This window comes from Acinetobacter sp. YQ_14 (genome assembly GCF_043102985.1).
GTDB classification, from domain to species: Bacteria; Pseudomonadota; Gammaproteobacteria; order Pseudomonadales; family Moraxellaceae; genus Acinetobacter; species Acinetobacter venetianus.
On sequence record NZ_JBICJJ010000002.1, the window covers coordinates 149,627 to 170,021 of the forward strand.

Annotated in this window: 17 protein-coding genes; 11 read left to right on the forward strand and 6 right to left on the reverse strand. The window is 38.5% G+C overall.

From position 1 onward, the window contains the following. Positions 1–6: 6 nt before the first annotated feature. Entirely contained in the window at positions 7–552 is a 546-nt protein-coding gene (locus ACF8D3_RS00705; RefSeq protein WP_392469544.1) for a cysteine hydrolase family protein, read from the reverse strand. A gap of 104 nt (positions 553–656) precedes the next feature. On the opposite strand from ACF8D3_RS00705, the gene ACF8D3_RS00710 reads away from it, so the two are divergent. Beyond that, positions 657–1,070 (forward strand): Lrp/AsnC family transcriptional regulator, encoded by a 414-nt coding sequence (locus ACF8D3_RS00710; RefSeq protein WP_392469546.1) that lies wholly within the window; start codon positions 657–659, stop codon positions 1,068–1,070. 77 nt (positions 1,071–1,147) lie between these two features. Here the strand turns inward: ACF8D3_RS00710 and sfnG are convergent, their stop codons facing one another. Beyond that, positions 1,148–2,251, reverse strand: coding sequence for a dimethylsulfone monooxygenase SfnG (gene sfnG / locus ACF8D3_RS00715; protein WP_392469548.1), 1,104 nt, complete (start codon positions 2,249–2,251; stop codon positions 1,148–1,150). A 24-nt stretch (positions 2,252–2,275) separates the two neighbouring features. Continuing rightward, positions 2,276–3,016 (reverse strand): FMN reductase, encoded by a 741-nt coding sequence (msuE, locus tag ACF8D3_RS00720; RefSeq protein WP_392469550.1) that lies wholly within the window; start codon positions 3,014–3,016, stop codon positions 2,276–2,278. Between the two features lie 352 nt (positions 3,017–3,368). Between msuE and ACF8D3_RS00725 the strand changes: the two genes are divergently transcribed. Then, a complete protein-coding gene (locus ACF8D3_RS00725; RefSeq protein ID WP_004878012.1) occupies positions 3,369–4,019 on the forward strand; it encodes a response regulator transcription factor in 651 nt (216 codons plus the stop codon). Between the two features lie 127 nt (positions 4,020–4,146). Here the strand turns inward: ACF8D3_RS00725 and omp33-36 are convergent, their stop codons facing one another. Continuing rightward, positions 4,147–5,040, reverse strand: a complete 894-nt coding sequence (omp33-36, locus tag ACF8D3_RS00730; protein WP_007482787.1) for a porin Omp33-36 — start codon at positions 5,038–5,040, stop codon at positions 4,147–4,149. A gap of 704 nt (positions 5,041–5,744) precedes the next feature. Here omp33-36 and blaOXA point away from each other — a divergent pair. The 3 genes from blaOXA to ACF8D3_RS00745 all read left to right on the forward strand — a co-directional run bounded on the left by blaOXA (position 5,745) and on the right by ACF8D3_RS00745 (position 10,669). Next, the gene (gene blaOXA / locus ACF8D3_RS00735) at positions 5,745–6,572 is read left to right on the forward strand and encodes an OXA-266 family class D beta-lactamase (RefSeq protein WP_392469553.1); all 828 of its coding nucleotides are present in this window, start codon (positions 5,745–5,747) and stop codon (positions 6,570–6,572) included. A 561-nt stretch (positions 6,573–7,133) separates the two neighbouring features. Then, a complete protein-coding gene (locus tag ACF8D3_RS00740; protein WP_392469555.1) occupies positions 7,134–8,855 on the forward strand; it encodes a GGDEF domain-containing protein in 1,722 nt (573 codons plus the stop codon). Positions 8,856–8,908: 53 nt separating this feature from the next. Further along, a complete protein-coding gene (locus ACF8D3_RS00745; RefSeq protein WP_392469557.1) occupies positions 8,909–10,669 on the forward strand; it encodes a P-loop NTPase fold protein in 1,761 nt (586 codons plus the stop codon). Positions 10,670–10,696: 27 nt separating this feature from the next. Here the strand turns inward: ACF8D3_RS00745 and uvrA are convergent, their stop codons facing one another. After that, positions 10,697–13,528 carry an excinuclease ABC subunit UvrA gene (gene uvrA, locus ACF8D3_RS00750; RefSeq protein WP_392469559.1) on the reverse strand — a complete coding sequence of 944 codons (2,832 nt, stop codon included), beginning with the start codon at positions 13,526–13,528 and terminating at the stop codon, positions 10,697–10,699. A gap of 210 nt (positions 13,529–13,738) precedes the next feature. Here uvrA and ACF8D3_RS00755 point away from each other — a divergent pair, with 210 nt between their 5' ends. The 3 genes from ACF8D3_RS00755 to ACF8D3_RS00765 all read left to right on the forward strand — a co-directional run bounded on the left by ACF8D3_RS00755 (position 13,739) and on the right by ACF8D3_RS00765 (position 15,759). Then, positions 13,739–14,308: a DUF2939 domain-containing protein gene (locus tag ACF8D3_RS00755; RefSeq protein ID WP_392469561.1), complete on the forward strand. Its 570-nt coding sequence runs from the start codon at positions 13,739–13,741 to the stop codon at positions 14,306–14,308. A 54-nt stretch (positions 14,309–14,362) separates the two neighbouring features. Continuing rightward, positions 14,363–14,716: a DUF1304 domain-containing protein gene (locus ACF8D3_RS00760; protein ID WP_004878002.1), complete on the forward strand. Its 354-nt coding sequence runs from the start codon at positions 14,363–14,365 to the stop codon at positions 14,714–14,716. Positions 14,717–15,024: 308 nt separating this feature from the next. Further along, positions 15,025–15,759, forward strand: coding sequence for a hypothetical protein (locus tag ACF8D3_RS00765; protein WP_392469563.1), 735 nt, complete (start codon positions 15,025–15,027; stop codon positions 15,757–15,759). Positions 15,760–15,868: 109 nt separating this feature from the next. Here ACF8D3_RS00765 and tenA read toward each other — a convergent pair whose 3' ends face one another. After that, positions 15,869–16,537 (reverse strand): thiaminase II, encoded by a 669-nt coding sequence (gene tenA, locus ACF8D3_RS00770; RefSeq protein WP_004877998.1) that lies wholly within the window; start codon positions 16,535–16,537, stop codon positions 15,869–15,871. A 171-nt stretch (positions 16,538–16,708) separates the two neighbouring features. Here tenA and ACF8D3_RS00775 point away from each other — a divergent pair, with 171 nt between their 5' ends. From ACF8D3_RS00775 to ssb, 3 genes are all read left to right on the forward strand, one after another. Further along, on the forward strand, positions 16,709–17,791 hold the full coding sequence (locus ACF8D3_RS00775; protein WP_023012655.1) for a DUF475 domain-containing protein: 1,083 nt from the start codon (positions 16,709–16,711) through the stop codon (positions 17,789–17,791). Positions 17,792–17,927: 136 nt separating this feature from the next. Beyond that, a complete protein-coding gene (locus ACF8D3_RS00780; protein ID WP_061393068.1) occupies positions 17,928–19,292 on the forward strand; it encodes an MFS transporter in 1,365 nt (454 codons plus the stop codon). A gap of 52 nt (positions 19,293–19,344) precedes the next feature. Next, positions 19,345–19,923, forward strand: coding sequence for a single-stranded DNA-binding protein (ssb, locus tag ACF8D3_RS00785; RefSeq protein ID WP_007482778.1), 579 nt, complete (start codon positions 19,345–19,347; stop codon positions 19,921–19,923). Positions 19,924–20,395 lie beyond the last annotated feature (472 nt).

Consider the following 20,395-nt stretch of genomic DNA (forward strand, 5'->3'; position numbering starts at 1 on the left):
TATGGTTTATTTATGTGAGGCTAAAAAATCTGCCGTGTTTTGTACAGTGGCGAAGAAGCCTAGTGCTGATAAAAAAGCAGTTTGTACATCTGCTGCTTTGACTATTTTGCCCTCATGTTCTAAATTGCGAGTTGCAGTCGCATCTGCAATCACAATCGGCTGATAGCCAAGCTCTTGTGCCGCTCGTGTTCCTGCATCGACGCACATATGTGTCATCATGCCTGCAATCACTAATTGCTCAACTTGATGCTGTTCAAGGATGGCTTGAAGTTTGGTTTCTAGAAAGCTATTTGGAAAATGTTTTTCAACAATCAGAGAATCATCAGTGATTTTAAGTTGTGGGTGTAATTCAACACCAACAGTATTCTCCTGAAAGAAACTGGCCGAGGCTGGACTAATGTGCTGGATATAAATGATTGGTAAATTGTTTCGAATAAAATAGTCTTCTAGTTGATTGGTATTTTGCAAGGCAAGTTCAGGATTGACCAACTCCATTTTGCCATTTTTAAAATAATCATTCTGTACATCAATAATTAGTAAGGCCTGTTTCATCATATTTAGCTCTAAGGTTAAGATAAAACAAGCGTAGGGTGAAACTGAAAAATGGGCTATATTTTGGTGAAAGCATTGTTGCTGGTTTTCTTTCGTAATGAAAAATGAATATTGAACTTGATCCCATCGACTTAAAAATTCTTGAATTATTGAAACAAGACTCGCGCATTAGCCATAAAGAAATTGGACAATGCGTGCATCGTACAGGACAGGCAGTGGGGGCACGTATTGCTCAGTTGATGGATGCAGGTATTATCAAAAAATACACTGTGGCGATAAAGTATGAGCATAAACAATTCATCCAACTTTTTATGAATGATCAGCAAGCTTTTATCGAGGTTGAGCGTTTAGTCAAACAATATGAGCAAGTGGATGAATGTTTTAAGGTTCTCGGCAATGCTTGTTATATGATCGTCAGCCACTTTGATCCGCCACAATTAAATGAATTCATTGAGCAGCTGTCGCAGTGGTGCCGTTATTCGGTTGAAACCGTCATGCGAGAAATTGAGACCCATTAAAATAAAAAAGCCCCAAGCCGAGCCTTGGGGGACTATCTGCCATTAGTTTTGTTATTCTTTTTATTTAACGCTGAAAACTACGCTGATTTTGCTGAGAGATGATGCTCCTGTTGTTCAAGTTGACGGACTAGCGGTAAAACTTTTTCTCCAAAATATTCAACTTCCTCAATGAAATGAAGAAAGCCAGAAAGAACTAGATCTACCCCCACATTTTTTAAAGCAAGAATGCGTTCTGCAATTTGATTTGGTGTACCAATCAGATTAGTTTTAAAGCCATCGTTATATTGCACCAAATCATCGAAGGTCGATTTTGCCCAATTCCCTTCGCGTTCTGGAGCCGCTGCACCTGCTTCACGAGTGGCATCACCAAAGGCATTTACCGCCTCAATATTGGCTTGAGCAATGATGTCATTCAGCACGGCTTTAGCTTCTTCTTCTGTATCACGGGCGATAATGAAAGCATTAACCCCGATCTTGACGTGTCTATTAGATAACTTCGCTTTGCTGCGAATGCCATCAATCTGTTTATTAATTTCTTCGACACTATTGCCGTTGGTAAAATACCAGTCGGATACACGTGCTGCCATATCACGAGCGGCGCGAGAACTACCACCTTGAAACACTTCGATGGACGGTTTTTGCAATGGTTTTGGTTTAAGCGTGTAATTTTGAAATTGGTAATATTTACCATCAAAGCTGTAATGGTCAGTCGTCCAAATCCCTTTGAGAGTACGAATAAATTCTTCCGAGCGAACATAGCGTTCGTCATGCTCAGGCCAAGGTTCGCCAATCGCATCAAATTCACCACGGAACCAACCACTGACAACATTAATTGCAATGCGCCCTTGAGTAAGATAGTCAATGGTCGCCAATTGCTTAGCAGCTAATGCGGGCTTCCAAGGGCCGGGCAGGATCGCTGCAATTACTTTGAGTTTTTCAGTCTTTGCTAATAAAGCATGACTAAAACTGACAGATTCATGTTGGTTCTCTGCACCATAGCCAGCGGTAAAACGAATTTGAGTGAGAGCATATTCAAAGCCGCTTTGTTCCGCTGCTTGAGCTAAGCGCACATTATAGTCATAGCTCCAGTCAGTACGTTGTTCAATATTGCTGACAACGAGACCGCCACTCACATTGGGAACCCAGTAGGCAAATTTAATTGCGGATGCTGTTGTTGTCATTGTTGTATCCTCCATTAAATCGGTTTATGCAACGTGAGTTAGATTCTTAGTTGGTTTGGAATGCAATCGAGATTCCGCTGCATTCAAATCAGGAACTGCTGCGGATGGAAGTACCTCCGCTTGTTCAATCTGTTTATTGATACCAAGATTTTGATTAGCTTGTTCGGTTTTGGTTTTAATGGCAGCCGCACGCTGACCTTTGGCTGGTGCCCATTCTAAAATTGGTAAAGCACGTGCAACAGCGAGCGTCACGCGATCAGATAATTGCTCGCTTTTCACCGTATATTCAGGGGTGAAGTCGCGATCTGTGGCATAAACGCCAATGGGTAAGGTTTGTGCTTGAAAGAAACTGAATAGTGGGCGTAATTGATGTTCTAAGACCAACGCATGACGGTCGCTGCCACCTGAGGCTGCAAGTAAAACGGGTACATCAACCAAAGCAGTTTGCTCTACAAAATCAAAAAAATGCTTAAATAAACCTGTAAACGAAGCACGATAAACAGGGGTGCCGACAATCAGTGCATCAGCTGCTTCTACCGTTGCGAGGTCATCTTGAACACGTTGTGGCAATTGATTACGGTAAATTGCTCCACCAAGCAAAGGCCCAATTTCACTGAGTTTCACAAAATGTACTTGGATGTTGATGGCTTCAGCCAGTTCATTGAGAATGGCTTGAACTAAACTTTCTGTTTTCGAAGGGCTATTTAAACCACCAGATACAGCAACAATATTCAGTGGAGTTGATAAAGTATTACGATTGGACATGGTCACAGCCTAAAAGATCATTACGAATTACTATTTATTTATCTATAGCTCGACCGCAGCTGTAAAATAAGGAAAAGCTGCAAGCTTATCTGTTTTCTAGATATATCTGTTCTAAGTATTACGAGAAAAATTAAATGAATTTAATACTCTGTTTCTTCTCATTATTTCTGTATAGTGTTTATTGATTAGTTGCTGTTATGTGACTTATATCAATATTTGTATTGTTTTGCATTTATGCTGGAATACACAACTCTTGATGCTTGACCAACAGTTTATTTAAAAATACGCTAAGATAGAGTAGATTTGAATAAACTCCGTACAGTGACGTACTTGAAGACTGCATAAAGCGCTTATGAATATTTTAATTGTAGATGACCATCCTTTATTTAGACATGCTTTGATTCAAGCGGTTCGTTATAGCATTCCTCAGGCTCAAATTCAGGAAACTGCGGATGTTGATGAATTCTATGAACGATTAGAGCATGGTGCAGAACCAGACTTAGTGCTGTTGGATTTAAATCTTCCAGGTGCTTCTGGATTTTCAGCCTTAGTGTATGTTCGCGCTCAATATCCAGCGATTCCGATTATCGTTGTATCTGCACATGAAGAGCTTTCAATTATTCAACGTGCAATTGCACATGGTGCGATGGGATATATTCCAAAGTCTTCACATCCTAGCCATATTGGTGAAGCGATTAAACAAGTGTTGGAAGGTGAGATTTGGCTACCACCAAATTTACCAACACATGCAGGCTTTGATCCTCGTGCTGCGGATGAAACGGCTTTAGCTGAGCGATTACAGTCTCTTACACCACAACAATTTCGTGTATTAATGATGGTTGCGGAAGGTCTATTAAATAAACAGATTGCTTATGAGCTGGATGTATCAGAGGCAACGATCAAAGCGCATGTGACTGCGATTTTCCGTAAACTTGGCGTACAAAACCGTACTCAAGCAGTATTGGCGATTAGTGCGCTTAATATTGAAGATAAAAAGATGTAAGTAATGACTTGAGTTTCTTTTATAGATGAAAGTTAATCAATGTTGTTAAAAACAAAAAAACCAGTTCTGATGAACTGGTTTTTTTATTGTGAATTAAGGGTTCTAGGTTTAGAACCCGAATTCAATATTAGAAACGGAACTTCGCGTTCACGCCAACAGTTTGCGTATCTAGGTCAGCATTAACTGCATTTGCATTTAAATAGCTAGCACCTACAGCAACAGCTGGAGTGATGAAGTAGTTAACGTTCGCGCCCCAAGCAGATTTGATTGGAGAGAAGTTATCGTTAGCAGGGTTTTTGCTAGCACTTACTTCTGCATAAGAAGCACCAACGCTTAACTTGGGTGTTACGTATACATCAGTTTTTAATTGGTAAGCAGTAGTGTCACCATAAACAAGGCCAGCTTCAAAACCTACAGCCATGTTCGTACCATCGATGTTACCAACGTATTTAGTACGTGCAGTAATCGCATCTTGGTCTTCACCAATTGTTGCAGCTTCGCCAAATGATTTAACGATACCTTGAGAAAGTACGCTGTTTGCATCTAAAGCGAATTGGTCAACGATGCTAGTGTAACCTACAGCAACTAAAAAATTAGGCGCTAATAAAGTACCAACTTCTAAAGCATAACGATCGCCGTTGTCTTTTTCGCCATCAACTTTAGTTTTAGAGTGGCTATAAGATGCGCTTGTATATACTGGTAAATAAGGTGTAGGGATATATGCTTCACCCTTAGCACCAATAGATTCATTTTTTGTAGTAACGATCTCATCGCCACTTTCTTTAGCAAAGCTATATGCAACAGAAACATTAGATGCTTGGTTTAGGAAAGCAGCTTCAGCTAAAGGACCTTTAGATGTATCAACATCTTTAAGGAAATAGCTGATTTGCCCAGCACCAGTAAAGTCTTTGTCATTCTGTTTTGTATCTAAAAATTCAGATTGACCTTGAACTTCGAATTGGTAAGCGTGAGCACCGGTCATGGCTAATACTAAAGCAGTGGCTAAACCGAGTTTTTTCATAGTAATTTCCAGCATTGATATAAAAGAAATATAAATCTGGAGTCATTCTATTGTAACAAAATATGAAGTCAATGTAATAAATTCTATGACCCGACAAACGAATGTATGGCTTGTATGTATTGTCTAAAAAATAGACAAACGTATTTTATTTTGTCAACCAATCATGAAAATTATAATTAACAGTAAGATAGCGTCATTTTAGATATTCTGATTTCATCTAATAGCAGGCATATATCTATGCTTTTTAATTGTTTTATACGATTAATATGATCGTTTTTTTCTTTTTTTAAATTCTTAAAATTGTAATATTTTAGGTTTTTTACTGAGACTTTTATCTCATTTTCTTGGTTTTTTGTGTGGTGTAACTGTTTTTTCTTAATTGTAATCTTAAATTTTGTGTAATTGTAACGTATAAATAATCAACAAAAACGATAAAAAACACAATTCCGATCTATTTAATCAACTTTACTTTTTGAGACTTGGTTCGCATAATTGGCATCAAGAGGTATTTAATTTGCATTATGCCTTTATAACATTTTCTTGAGTATTCGATGTTTTTACATCTCTGTTTACTAGCTCGGCTTTCCCCAAGGCTGAGCTTTTTTTTGCCTTTTTTATAGTAAATGAAAATAGAATAATAATACAAATTTGATGAAGAAATAGGCTTATATTAAAACTCCATACTCTGCCACATTCCTATCATTATGCGAAAAAAACTCAAAGTTGCTCTGCTATGTAGTTCGTTATGCTTAAGTTTAGGCTTGGTTGCTTGTCACAGCTTAAATTCAGAGCTGCAGATTGCAGAACAGCAAAAGCAACAACAAAAAATTTCTGAGCTATTTGTGAATGCCAAAACAGAAGGCGTATTTGTCACTTATGACGGTCAAAAGATACATGAATATGGGAATGCCTTAAATCGAGCTCAAACCTCTTATATCCCTGCATCTACTTTTAAAATGCTCAATGCTTTGATTGGCATCCAACACCATAAAACGACACCAAATGAAGTTTTTAAATGGAATGGAGAAAAGCGTAGATTTAAGAGCTGGGAAAAAGATTTGACTTTAACTGAAGCGATCCAAGCATCCGCTGTTCCTATTTATCAAGAATTAGCCAGACGAATAGGTTTAGATTTGATGGGATCAGAAGTTAAAAGAATAGGCTTTGGAAATTCAGATATAGGCAATCAGGTCGATAATTTTTGGTTGGTTGGCCCATTAAAAATCACACCGATTCAAGAAGTCAGATTTGCCTACGCATTGGCAAATGAGCAATTGGCGTTTGACATTCCTGTTCAGCAGCAAGTTAAGCAAATGTTATTGGTGGATCAGGTGAATGGGACAAAAGTTTATGCGAAAAGTGGTTGGGGAATGGATGTTGAGCCACAAGTGGGATGGTGGACAGGATGGGTAGAGCAACCTAATGGTAAAGTAACTGCATTTTCTCTAAATATGGAGATGAATAAAACTGAACATGTGGAGGCTCGGAAAACGATTGTTTATGAGGCATTGCAGCAGTTAGGTTTAATTTAGCATTAGATTAATATTCACATAAAAAAGACCCAACCGTTTTATTCGGTTGGGCTGAAAAGGATGTTTAGCTTGGGGGAGAAAACATCCTAGAGGGTTAACTAAAATCTATAAGTTTGTGCTTCAGTAAAGTATTGCTCTTTTTAATAAACATGTGAAATTGATAATTTTTATCTAAAAGATTTAGTTTTTCGATCAGGCGTGGAATGTTTTTATTTGAAAACAGTGTTATATCTCTAATAATTAAAGATAATTTTGAATATATAGCAATTTATTTAGCTCATAAATCATTTATTTATTCTTTTGGCTAATTTAAATAATACAAAAGTATTTTATAATTCTTCGAAAGATCAATTTGATGAAAATTGTTTTAATTATTATTAATAATTAAAACAAATAGATAAATATAAATTAACAAACCAAAAGGAAAATTGGTTTTGCTTGTATTTTATCTGTTTAAAAAAACAGCTTTAATTATGACGGTATAATTTTAAAAATCAGGTAAAATTACATACTGTTTGAAAATCAATCTGGATGAGTTTTTGAAACAAGCAAGGTGTGTGCATGGGACGTAGTTTAAAAAGTGCGAAATTACGTTCTGAGCAAATCAGTCTCCGGCTTTTTCTATGTATGGTCGTTATTATTTCTTCGATCCTATATATCTCTATCCCTCTGATTATTCAAAGCTATCAAGAATATATTAAGACAAATCAAGTATTAACAGAAATTACGAGCCTGCGTGCCTTAGTAAAAACAGCCAATAAAATTTCTCGAGAACGCGCACCTGCCAATAAGGTTATGTCGAGTACCGTTGAAGAATTAGCAGCCAATCAAAAAGAGTTAGCTGAGTTTAGATTGGTTGTGGATGATCAGATTGATCAGACCATAGCGACGTTAAATCAAGGTGGATTTGAGTCGATTGCGACACATTTACAAACTGATTTCAAAGCAAAGTTGAATCATGGTCGTGAGGTTGTAGACGCTTATGCAAATATTCCACATGCTCAGCGCACGTCTGCTCAATTTAATCATGCAATTTTTACGATGTTTGATGTTTGGGATGAGAGCCGAAAATATTTAAATGATTTGATGAAACTATCCAAAAGTAAAGACAGCAAAATGTCGAATTATTTTATTTCGATTTTGGTTCTTACGGATATGCGTGATCAGGCAGGGCGAGTTGCTTCAAATATTATGGCACCTGTGACATTTGGTGAAAAAATCTCAGATATTAATCGAGCACGTTGTTTACAAACCCAGCATCAATCTCAATATTTATGGTCTTTGGTTGATACGATCCAACCTGAACAAACCAAGACAGCTGAATATGTACATTTACATCAACGAGTAAAAACAGAGTTTTTAGATCAAGGTTTACCTTTAATTACGAAATTACTCGATCAAAGCCAAAATAATCAAACCTATTTTCTCACGGGTACGCAATTAACGAATCGGATTGTAGATAAATTTACAACGGTTATGGATTTGCAGAACTATATTTTAGATTACAGTATTCAAGTTGCACACGAGCAGAATAAAAAAGCCAAGCAACAATTTATTTTTACCCTGTGTATTTCTTGTTTGTCTTTACTGACGGCTATTTTCATTATGATTTATACAAAGCGGAAAGTATTTAGTCCGTTAATTAAAGCGCGAGAAATGATTCTACGCTTATCAAATGCGTCAAAAGAAGAGTTAAAAACCAAACAATCCAGACAGGAGTTTTTATCTTTATTTGAGGCGATTGATCGTCTAAAAGTGATGTTGAATCAGCGTGACATGATGGAGACGCAGCTAAAAAAGATTGCCAACTCGGATGTGTTAACAGGTGTCGCGAATCGTTTGGCTTTGGAAGAATATGTTCATGCTCTGGAGCGTAAGCCGAGTGGTTTTTTAAACACGGGTGTGGTTGTGGCGGATATTGATAATTTTAAATTTGTGAATGATCAGTATGGGCATATTGTGGGTGATCAAGTCATTTCCACGATTGCCGATCATCTCAAACATAATGTCCGAGCATCTGATTTAATTGTTCGTTATGGTGGTGATGAGTTTTTGGTTGTCATTGAAAATATTACGATAGATGCAGCAAAGGTTATCGCAGAAAGTATCCGTTCAGAAATTGCGAAAGAGCCTATCACTCTTTCCAACTCTGAAGAATTGCTTTGGGTTTCAGTCAGTATTGGTGTAGCTGTTGGGGCTGAAAATTGGTTGGAATTGTTAGAAAAAGCGGATCAGTCAATGTTAAGAGCGAAGGCAAAAGGGAAGAATATTGTTGAGACTTGATTAGCTCAATTATTTAATTATTATAGAGTTTTATAATTATAGTGTTATAGCTAATGAATATCTCAGAGAAAGAAAAAAGATTAAAAGACTTGCTAGCACATAATATAAAAAATGAGAAAATTGGTACTGCAATTGCGATTACTGGGCCTTGGGGTGTAGGCAAGACTTTCTTTTGGAATAAGTTTCTAAAAGGTGTTACACAGAAAGAAAAAGAAGATCAGGAAAGTTTTTATTACGAAGCAAGTAGAGTTGGTTATGAGCGTATTTTTGATTGTCGCAAATATGCTTATATTTCTCTTTTTGGAATAGAAAATTTAAGCGATTTAAAAAATACGATTTGTACAAAAATAAGTTTTAACCCTTATGCAAAATCAGATACTAATACATTTGAATTTTATCAACTTTTTAAGAATATTGCTGCTCAATTTAGAGACATGAAAGTATCGCAATATGGAGTTAGTGCTTCTGCAATAATTCTAGAGTCTTTACTTTTCTTACAAGTCAAAAATGCAATTATTTGTTTTGATGATTTTGAGAGGATGTCTGATAAACTTAATATAAATGACGTTATGGGCTTAGCGAACTATTTAAAATTAGAAAAAAATTGTCAAATCATTTTAATTTTGGATGAAGATAAAGCTGAAGGAGACAATAAGAAAAAGTATGCTGAATACAAAGAAAAATTGGTTGATGAGACAATTATTGTAAATTCTGTTGAACCTTTAATCCGAGCAAATACAAAAGATATTGATGGTCAACTTGTTGATTTAATGATCGAGTTTGCTGAGACTTTAGAAGTTCACAATTTTAGATTTTTTCAAAAGGTAATTAAGCTATATCAGCAATTTAGGAATGAACTATCAATTGATATTGCTCTGTCAACTAAAGAAATTATTTTGATAAGAATTCTGCAAGGTTACTTGATTCATGACTTTGCAAATTTTGAATATGATTGGGAAGATTGTCGATACTACACGGATAGAGATCGTGAACATTGGAGTGAGATAAAACAACAAAAGTATGGAGCATTGAAGAAAATTAGTTATAGTTTTACTCAAGATGATTTATGGTTTTATGAATTTAAAAAATGGTTTGAACAAAAAGACAGAGTGGATTTCAAAAAGCTTACAGAACTAGCTACGTCTGAGTTGATATCGGAGGAACAAAATCAACTTACAATGGAAATAAGGCAGCTAATGATTCAGTGGAGAAATATTGAGACAGAAAAGAATTTTTGTGAACGGCTACATTCTTGCGCTATTAAAAAGATTGGTTTTGAGAGCTTAGAAAATTTAGATTTTTGCAGAGTTTTATTAATTAAGTTTGGTAGAGCTGATCTATCAAAAGATTTAAGAATTAATATAAAACATTGGATAGATGCAAGAGTACAGGCCAAAGGAAAATCGTTTTCTGAAGAAGTATTTGGTTTTGGTTATAAAGAAAGCAATATATTTCATCGTTACATAAGAATTTTAGTTAAACTCAATCCGTTAGCAGGTTTGCCTAATCTTATCGAAGTAGTGAAGCGATATGTTATCCATGATACTTATAATAGTGAAAAAAGTGCTCTTGTTTTAGAACAAGCTGATAAAAGGGATTGGCATAAATTGCTCTTTGAAGTTTTTAATGAAGATCTCGACTTTAAAGAAATTGATAGGTTGGATTTTATTAAAAAAATAATTAGACAACCAATTAAGCCTGATTTGAATCCAAAAATAAGACAAGAAATTTTAGAAATATTACAAGAAAAGGCAAAGGAATCAGAATTAATCAAAATGAATGTAGACTATATAATTACAAGATTAGACAATTAAAAAAGGGCTCATATGAGCCCTTTTTTATCACTTCAGCATCGGCTTTAAGAACTTACCTGTATGTGAAATCTCAACCTTAGCGACTTGTTCAGGTGTCCCCTCAGCAATAATTTGACCACCACCAGAACCGCCTTCTGGACCCAGATCAATCACCCAATCGGCAGTTTTGATCACATCCAAATTATGCTCAATCACCACAATGGTATTACCCTTATTACGTAGCTCATGCAAGATGTCGAGTAACTTGGCAATATCGTGGAAATGCAGACCTGTGGTCGGTTCATCCAAGATATATAAAGTTTTACCCGTATCACGTTTTGCTAACTCACGCGCTAACTTCACGCGTTGTGCTTCGCCACCTGATAACGTTGTCGCAGCTTGACCCAAACGAATATAACCAAGACCAACTTGAGTTAACGTCTCTAAACGACGATGAATGACAGGAATAGCACTAAAGAATTCTGCTGCATCCTCTACCGTCATTTCGAGCACATCCGAAATGTTCTTACCTTTATAGCCGACTTCCAATGTTTCACGGTTATAACGTTTGCCATGACAAGCATCACACGGCACATACATATCAGGTAAGAAATGCATTGCGACCTTAATCATGCCGTCGCCTTCACACGCCTCACAGCGTCCGCCTTTCACGTTAAACGAGAAACGACCTGCGCTATAACCCCGTGCTTTGGCTTCAGGTGTCTGAGCAAATAACTCACGAATCGGCGTAAATAAACCTGTGTAGGTCGCTGGGTTTGAACGTGGTGTACGTCCAATAGGACTCTGGTCAATATCCACCACTTTATCCAAATGCTGTAAACCATCAATCGAATCAAACTTTTCAGCAGTCAGTGTGGTTGCACCATTCAATTGTGTTGCTGCTAAAGGCAATAAAGTGCGGTTAATCAGGGTTGATTTACCAGAACCTGAAACCCCAGTCACACAAGTCATGATGCCGAGAGGAATCGTTAAATCGACATGTTGTAGATTATGCCCATTTGCACCAGAGAGTTTGATGACTTCATCAGGACGTGGTGATTGAGTACGCTGTTTTGGCACTTCAATTTTAAGTTTGCCTGATAAATATTGACCTGTGAGTGAATCGGCATGGTTCGCCAATTCATCATAAGTACCTTCGGCAATCACGGCACCACCATGAATACCCGCACCTGGACCAATATCAATAATATGATCTGCGGCACGAATCGCATCCTCATCATGCTCAACCACCAGTACAGTATTACCCAAATCACGTAAGCGAATTAGGGTTTGCAGTAGGCGATCATTGTCACGTTGATGTAGACCAATCGACGGTTCATCAAGCACATACATCACGCCCATCAGACCTGCACCGATTTGCGAAGCTAAGCGAATACGTTGTGCTTCACCGCCCGACAAGGTTTCAGCCGAACGTGCTAAGCTGAGATAATTGAGACCAACACTGACCAAGAAGTGCAAACGTTCACGAATCTCTTTAAAGATTTTATCCGCGATTTCGCCTTTAGCACCTTCGAGATTGAGATCCTGATAATAGCTTTCAGCATCGCCAATCGACATCTTGGTAATTTCAGCGATGGTTTTATCTTTGACGCGAACATGACGAGAAATTTCATTCAGACGAGAGCCACCGCAGGCATCACACGCGGCATTCGACAGATATTGTGCCAAATCATCACGCACATAATTAGATTCCGTCTCGCGATAACGACGTTCTAAATGCGGCAAAATCCCTTCAAAGGCTTGTACACGACTGTGCTTACGACCACGTTCATCAATATAACTGAGGTCAATTTTCTCTTTGCCAGTGCCTTGTAAGAATTTCTTTTGTGTATCTTTGTCGAGTTGATTCCACGGTGTATCAAGTGGAATATCAAAGTGATCAGCCACTTTCTGCAACATCGTGTAGTAATACGGACGCTGTCTATCCCAACCACGAATTGCACCTTGGCTAATTGAAATTTCAGGATTTGGAATGAGTTTATCTGCACTAAAATGACTACGCGTGCCCAAACCATCACAGACAGGACAAGCACCGAATGGATTGTTAAATGAGAATAAACGTGGTTCAAGCTCCGCAACCGCTCGATCACATTCAGGGCAAGAGTGTTTTGCTGAAAATACGCGTTCTGGGTGTTCGCCATTTATCCACGATAAAACTGCAATATCACCACCTAAACGTAAAGCCGTTTCAAAGGATTCCGCGATACGATTACCGAGATCATCACGGACTTTAAAGCGATCGACGACTACTTCAATCGTATGTTTTTTCTTTTTGTCTAATTCTGGCGGCGTATCAATATCAATGATTTCGCCATCGACACGGGCACGAACAAAACCTTGACCTTGAAGTTGCTCAAACAGTTGAGTGTATTCACCTTTACGCTCACGCACGACGGGTGCGAGCAGCATGAGTGCAGTCCCTTCTTCAAGTGCTTTCACTGCATCGACCATTTCTGAAATGGTTTGCGCCACCATGGGTAGATCATGTTCAGGACAATACGGTGTCCCTACACGCGCATACAGCAAACGTAAATAGTCATAAATTTCGGTAATGGTGCCCACGGTTGAACGTGGGTTGTGGCTAGTTGACTTTTGTTCAATGGCAATCGCAGGAGAGAGGCCTTCAATCGAATCAACTTCAGGTTTCTCCATTTGTGAAAGGAACTGACGCGCGTAGGCAGACAGCGATTCAACATAACGGCGTTGACCTTCGGCATAAAGTGTATCGAAAGCAAGTGAGGATTTGCCTGAGCCTGAGAGTCCCGTAATCACCACAAACTTGTCACGTGGAATATCGAGTGACACATTTTTTAAATTATGGGTACGTGCGCCTCGAATACGGATATGACTTTGACTCATAAATACATCTCGGAATTGTGCGAATAAAACGTGTATATAATAGCGATTTAAAATTGTTCAAGCTGTAACAAAACGATTTTAAACGTCAGATTGTGTCGGATTAGTGATTTTAAGTAAGTTTTAACATGAATTTTCTATATTGCCCAAGCCTTTATCAATGCAATTTAAATACCATTAAGTAAAAAATAAATTCCTGAAATCGAGGATCGTATGTCGAAAACGTTGAAGATTTCTATCTCGGCTATTGTGCTGACTGCTTTAGCTTATTTAATTTTGTCGCCATATTTTGTGATTTATCAAATTCGACAAGCGGTAGAACGAGATGATGTGAATGCTGTCGCAAGTTATGTGGACTTTCCCAGTGTGCGCCAAAGTTTCAAGGATCAATTCAATAATGAGCTGTTGCAAGAGTTTCCATCACGAGAATATGAAGGTAGCTTTGTTGCTTTAGGGGCAATGTTGGCATCTTCGATGGTCGATAAAATGGTGGATCTGATGGTGACGCCTCAAGGAATCTCTTTATTATTACAGGGCAAAAAGTTCAAAGAAGGCTTGTCTTTTCAAGGCGAATCGGCACGACAACCTCAAAATAAAGCACTGACAAATCATCAAGATGATGCTGAGAAAGTGACTTATCACAGTCGTTATCAGTCATGGAATCAATTTAGCGTTGAAATAGATGATCCAAAAACTCAATCTTCAGTCAATTTAATCTTACATCGAGAGGGTTTGAGCTGGAGAGTCACGGAAATCATGTTACCTATCACGCAATTCAAATAGATCAGTGATAAATTGGAAAGCATTGCACGATAGATAAGATCAGGAATAAGTAAAATGTTAGGAACGATTCTCGTTGCGTTGATTGCGGTATTACATGTTTATATTTTAGTGTTGGAAATGTTTTTATGGGATAAACCTTATGGTTTGAAAGCATTTGGCAATACACCCGAAAAAGCACAACTCACCAAAGTTCTGGCTCAAAATCAGGGTTTATATAATGGCTTTTTGGCGGCAGGTTTATTTTGGTCGCTCTGTGCTCCTGAAACGTATGCATTAGCGCTCGCCAATTTCTTTTTAGGTTGTGTATTGGTTGCAGGGATTTACGGTGGACTCACTGCCAGTAAAAAGATCATCTATATCCAAGCCGTACCTGCGTTGCTCGCGTTAATTGTGGTGAATGTTTTTTAGTCCAAAGATAAAAGTAGGCAGCGTCTCTAATTTATGCTTTAATGCGCCCAGTTTGAGATGAGCCTCATACAGTATATTGGCGATACAATATACGACTAAGCCCCTTAATTGGGGCTTTTTTACGCCCTTAATAAAGAGAGTCAAAGATTTATCAATATCAATTTGACGACGTAATTTGTAAGCATCGCAAGTGTTAGGTTAGAAGCTGTCATTTTCAGTCAGTTCAGCGAAATTAGTGCAAGAAATGCTTTGTTGATAATGAAATAAGTAAATTAAAATTAAAGACTTATAAATACAGAGTAATAATAATGTTAAAAAATCTGATTTTATTGTGCTGGGGGATCTGTGCAAGTTTTAGTCTATATGCGCAAGAAACAAAGATTACGGGATTTGATCAATTCTTCAATTTAGATGTGGAACATCATTATGAATTGGAATTAAAAAACTTAAATCCTAGCGCGCAAATCTGGACGGCATTTTATATTGTTGGCGTGCCTAAATCGGCAGGCATGCAGACCAAAGCTGATTTTACGGTAATGGGTGATGGTTTACTTTCACAAGTGCATCCGACAAATCCAACTGAAGTCATGAGCTTGATGGCAAATGATTTACCGATTCGTCAGAACTATTCTCTTAAAGCATTTGATGATTTAGCCAGTGAAATTGAAAGCCAAACAGGTGTTAATATTCAAGATCCTGACGTAAATGGTGCAGCGAATGTCCGTGTATATGGACGTATTTTGGACTGGATTCCTGAATATAATTTGCAAAAGCCCGCTGTGATTTCTTTCGGTATTACAGATGCACAAGATTTTGATATTAAGGCAGCTTATGTCATTGTTGGTGAAGGAGAGAAAACCCCGCAGTTAATGCAGCTGAATATTCAGGAAAAAGCTGATCCAGAGCAAGTTCAGCAAGCATTTCAAGAGACCACCAGAAGTTCAGAGTTTAGATTAGCTCGCTTTGAGACCAAATTTTTAATCTTCTTTGTGATACTCGCAGCGACAATCTTTTTAAATTGGCACAGATTCCGCAGAGGTTAAGACAGAAAAAGTGCTTAAAAAGAAAAATATTGGGTAGATGAATCTTTGGCTGATAGCAATTCGCTATTTGCACCTCGCTTGTTGAAGTGAGGTGCAATTTATGACTCGCTTAATCCAATCCTAACCATTGACGTTGTTGGTAAGCACTGTCCCAAAATAGCCATTCTAGTTTGGCTCCCATGGTATAAGCAGCGTGCATTTTGGCTAAGGTATCTTCATCACAACGCGCGGCCACTTTATCAATGGTTGCAATCACATTGCTTACGGCTGTATTGAATTCCTCTCCAGCATAGGTATCAATCCAAGCTTGGTAAGGGTTATTGGCAACCGATTTATCAACGATGTCTTTACCAACTTCTGCATAAATCCAGAAACAAGGTAACAGTGCTGCCAAAATCACAGGATAGCTTTCTGACCAAGCTGTTGCGGTGAGGAATGAAGTGTAGTGATGACAAGCGAGTGTTAATGGCGTTGATTCAAATTCTGTTTTGCTGACATTAAATTCCTGCATAAAATCACTATGCAAACTACGTTCTACGATAATTGCGATTTTAGCGGCTTCAGAAAATTGAATAATATCATCAGCGTCATAGGCTTTTGCAGCAGCCACAGCAAGTGCACGACCATAAGCCACAAGATAATGCGCATCTTGAATCACATAATGACAAAAGACCTCACGGTTTAATGTGCCTGCTGTAAGTTCTTGATTAAAAGGAAGTGCAAGAATTTTTTGATATAAGTCTTGATTTCGTTGCCATACATCTTGTGAAAAAGTCATGTTTTGAACCTATAAAAAACATAAAAACGATTTTGGCAAAACTATAGCAGAGATCGTTGCAATCTCTATTCTTCTCACAACAACAGCAACAATCTTTTCTATCTTTCAGTCAAAACTCGCCTACAATAGTCTCATTTTTATCACTCGACGATTTCGAATAAAAGGCTGCTCATGAAGCATTTTCGTTTTTCAATTTTCTTTACAGTGGTGTGTTTAGCACTATCTGCCTACTGGGGCTATACGCATGGCCCAGAAGCAGGCGTGGCAACGATGCTGAAAGCATTGACGATTACTGCAATTTTGGCGGTGATGGAAGTTTCACTTTCTTTCGATAATGCGGTTGTGAATGCTTCAGTTTTACGTAACTGGGATCATTTCTGGAAAATGATTTTCTTAACGGTCGGTATTCTGGTTGCTGTCTTTGGTATGCGTTTAATTTTCCCTGTTGTGATTGTCGCAGTGACAGCAGATATGGGCATGATTGAAGTTGCGAAATTGGCTTTGAATGATCCAAAAACATATTCGGAACGTTTGATGGCACATCATGCTGAAATCTCAGCCTTTGGTGGTACTTTCTTACTGATGGTGTTCTTAAACTTCTTCTTTGATGACGGTAAAGAAACCCATTGGTTTAAATGGTTAGAGTCTAAACTTGCGCATCTCGCAAGTGTCCCTGCGATGTCGGTATTTCTCGCTTTGATTGCCATGATTATCATGGCAGCAAATGTTGATGAGTCTGCACGTTTAGCCGTGACGATGTCGGGTATTTGGGGAATCGTGGTCTATATTGGGGTACAAGTCCTGAGCCATTTATTAGGTGGCGAGCCAGAAATTGATGACAATGGTAATGCGGTTATGCATGATTCTAATGGTGCAGCCTCTGGGGTAGTGAAAGCTGGAATCGGGGGGTTCTTGTACCTCGAAGTACTTGATGCATCGTTTAGTTTTGATGGTGTGATTGGTGCATTTGCGATTACCAGTGATGTCGTGATCATCATGTTGGGTCTTGCGATCGGTGCGATCTTTGTGCGTTCGATGACGATTTATTTGGTCGAGAAAGGCACATTGGATGCATATATCTTCTTAGAACATGGTGCGCACTATGCCATCGGTGCTTTGGCATTCATCATGATTGCCAGTGGTACGGGCGTGCATGTCCCAGAAGTGGTGACAGGATTAATCGGTGTTGCGTTCATTGTTTGGGCTGTGATTGCGTCCATTCAATATAGTAAGCATGAACAGCGAATCTCTTAAGCTTGCTTTCAGTTTAATGATCTAAGATCAGAAAAAGGGACGGAAACGTCCCTTTTGATTTTTTAGCTTGTGATTTTTTCAGCGCATTCTAAGCGAATGGCTTATAATTCGCTGAGCCAGTAATAGTGTCTTGCCAATGATGAATGCTTTAGAACGCCGTTCAACCTTTGCCTTAAGTAGCATTTTTGCCTTACGCATGTTGGGCTTGTTCATGATTATTCCTGTCTTTTCAGTTGCAGGACAGTCTTATCAATATGCAACGCCAGCATTAATTGGTTTAGCTGTGGGGGTTTATGGTTTAACGCAAGCCATTTTGCAAATCCCATTTAGCTTGTTGGCAGATCGTTTTAGCCGTAAACCTTTGGTAGTGTTGGGGCTATTACTATTCGCCATCGGTGGTGCGATTGCTGGGCTGTCAGATACGATTTATGGTGTGATTATCGGGCGTGCGGTTGCGGGTGCGGGTGCTGTTTCTGCTGTGGTGATGGCACTGCTTGCAGATGTTACTCGTGAGGAGCAACGTACTAAAGCGATGGCTGCCATGGGGATGAGTATTGGTCTGTCATTTGTGGTGGCATTTAGTCTAGGGCCTTGGCTCACCAGTTTGGTTGGGATTTCTGGACTATTTTTCGTGACTACGATTATGGGCTTGGCTGCAATTTTAATGTTGTTGCTGGTGCCGAAAGTGACACGCCATCATAAGAACTTTCAGCAAGGCTATTTGTCTCAACTCAAACAAATCATACAAATTGGCGATCTGAATCGTTTGCATGTTTCTGTCTTTTCGTTGCATTTATTATTAACAGCGATGTTTATTTATGTGCCTTCGCAGTTGATTGAGTATGCGCAGATTCCACTGGCAAAGCATGGTTTAGTGTATTTGCCATTGTTGTTAATTAGTTTATTTTTTGCGTTCCCTAGCATCATCATTGCTGAAAAATATCGCAAGATGCGTGGAATTTTCTTAACCGCGATTGCAGGCATTATTGCAGGTTTATTGATCCTGATTTTTGGCTATGAATCTAAATATGTACTACTGGCGGGATTAGGTATTTTCTTTATTGCATTTAATGTGATGGAAGCACTTTTACCATCGTGGTTATCGAAATCTGCACCCATTCAATCGAAAGCAACTGCGATGGGAATTAACGCAAGTAGCCAATTCCTAGGTGCATTCTTCGGCGGTACGTTGGGTGGTCAATTGTTAATGTTACACAATACCTCGCTTGGGTGGAGTGTGTTGGCTGGTATTGCTATAATTTGGTTGCTCGTAAGCTTTGGTCTGGCTCAGCCGAGATATTTGTCTTCGATTGTATTGCGTTTACCTGAAGCGCAACAAACAGATGAATGGACTTCAAAATTACTGGCGATTCGTGGTATTGAAGAAGTGGTGGTGATGTCTGAACAACAAGTTGCTTATATAAAGGTCGATAAACATCAAATTGATGATTCTGCGCGACAAGATTTAACGCACTTGTTAGGGAAAGAGGTAGCCATTTAAGCATAACTCTTATAAAGTAAAACATAGAAATAGATAGGACGTAGATAAGCTAATGCGTGGTGTAAATAAAGTAATTTTAGTCGGAACTTTGGGCCGTGATCCTGAAACAAAAACTTTTCCAAATGGTGGATCTTTAACCCAGTTTTCGATTGCAACAAGTGAGTCTTGGACAGATAAAAGCACGGGTGAACGTAAAGAACAAACGGAATGGCACCGTATCGTGTTGCACAACCGTTTAGGTGAAATTGCACAACAATATTTACGTAAAGGTTCGAAGGTTTATATCGAAGGTTCATTGCGTACACGTCAATGGACAGACCAAAATGGTCAAGAGCGTTACAGCACGGAAATCCGTGGTGATCAAATGCAAATGCTTGATTCACGTCAACAAGGTGAGCAAGGTTTTGCTGGCGGTAACGACTTCAACCAACCGCGTTTTAATAACAATAATAGTAATCAGGGCGGTGGTTACCAGAACACAGGTTATAACAACAATAATCAAAATGGTTATGGTCAACAAGGCGGTAACTACGCAGGTAGTCCGCAAGCTGGAAATGGTTTTAATACACCTAAATCATCGCCACAGCCTGCGGCAGCACCAGCTGATTTAGATGATGATTTACCGTTCTAAGACTTGGAACTAAATCTAAAAAGCCTCTTTTCAAATCTTGGAAAGAGGCTTTTTTATGTGCATCACATTTTTATCCTAAAACAAAATAAGACTTAAGTTATGGATCAATAATGATTCGCTTTCAATAAAAAGAACCAATCTATAGATCATAAAATATGTAATAAATTTTGATTTTATTGATGTTTAGTTGATTGATTTTAAATGTAAAAACAACCAATTATGATTTCTTTGAAAAATATAAAGCTAGCCAGTGTTGCACATAATTTTTACAATTGGCTCTCTCCTTTATTATAAAAATGGCTCTCGTTTCTTCAGGGCCAAAACGACAAATTAAAGCCATAGGAAGTATGCATACGGAAGCGTTGTTTGGATCACTCTAGTTTTTCTGTGAGAACAAGAGCAATTCAGCGACACAATTTTTAGGGGATATATTGAGCAGTGAGGCAAGAAGCCTCGGATTGCTGGTATCCCT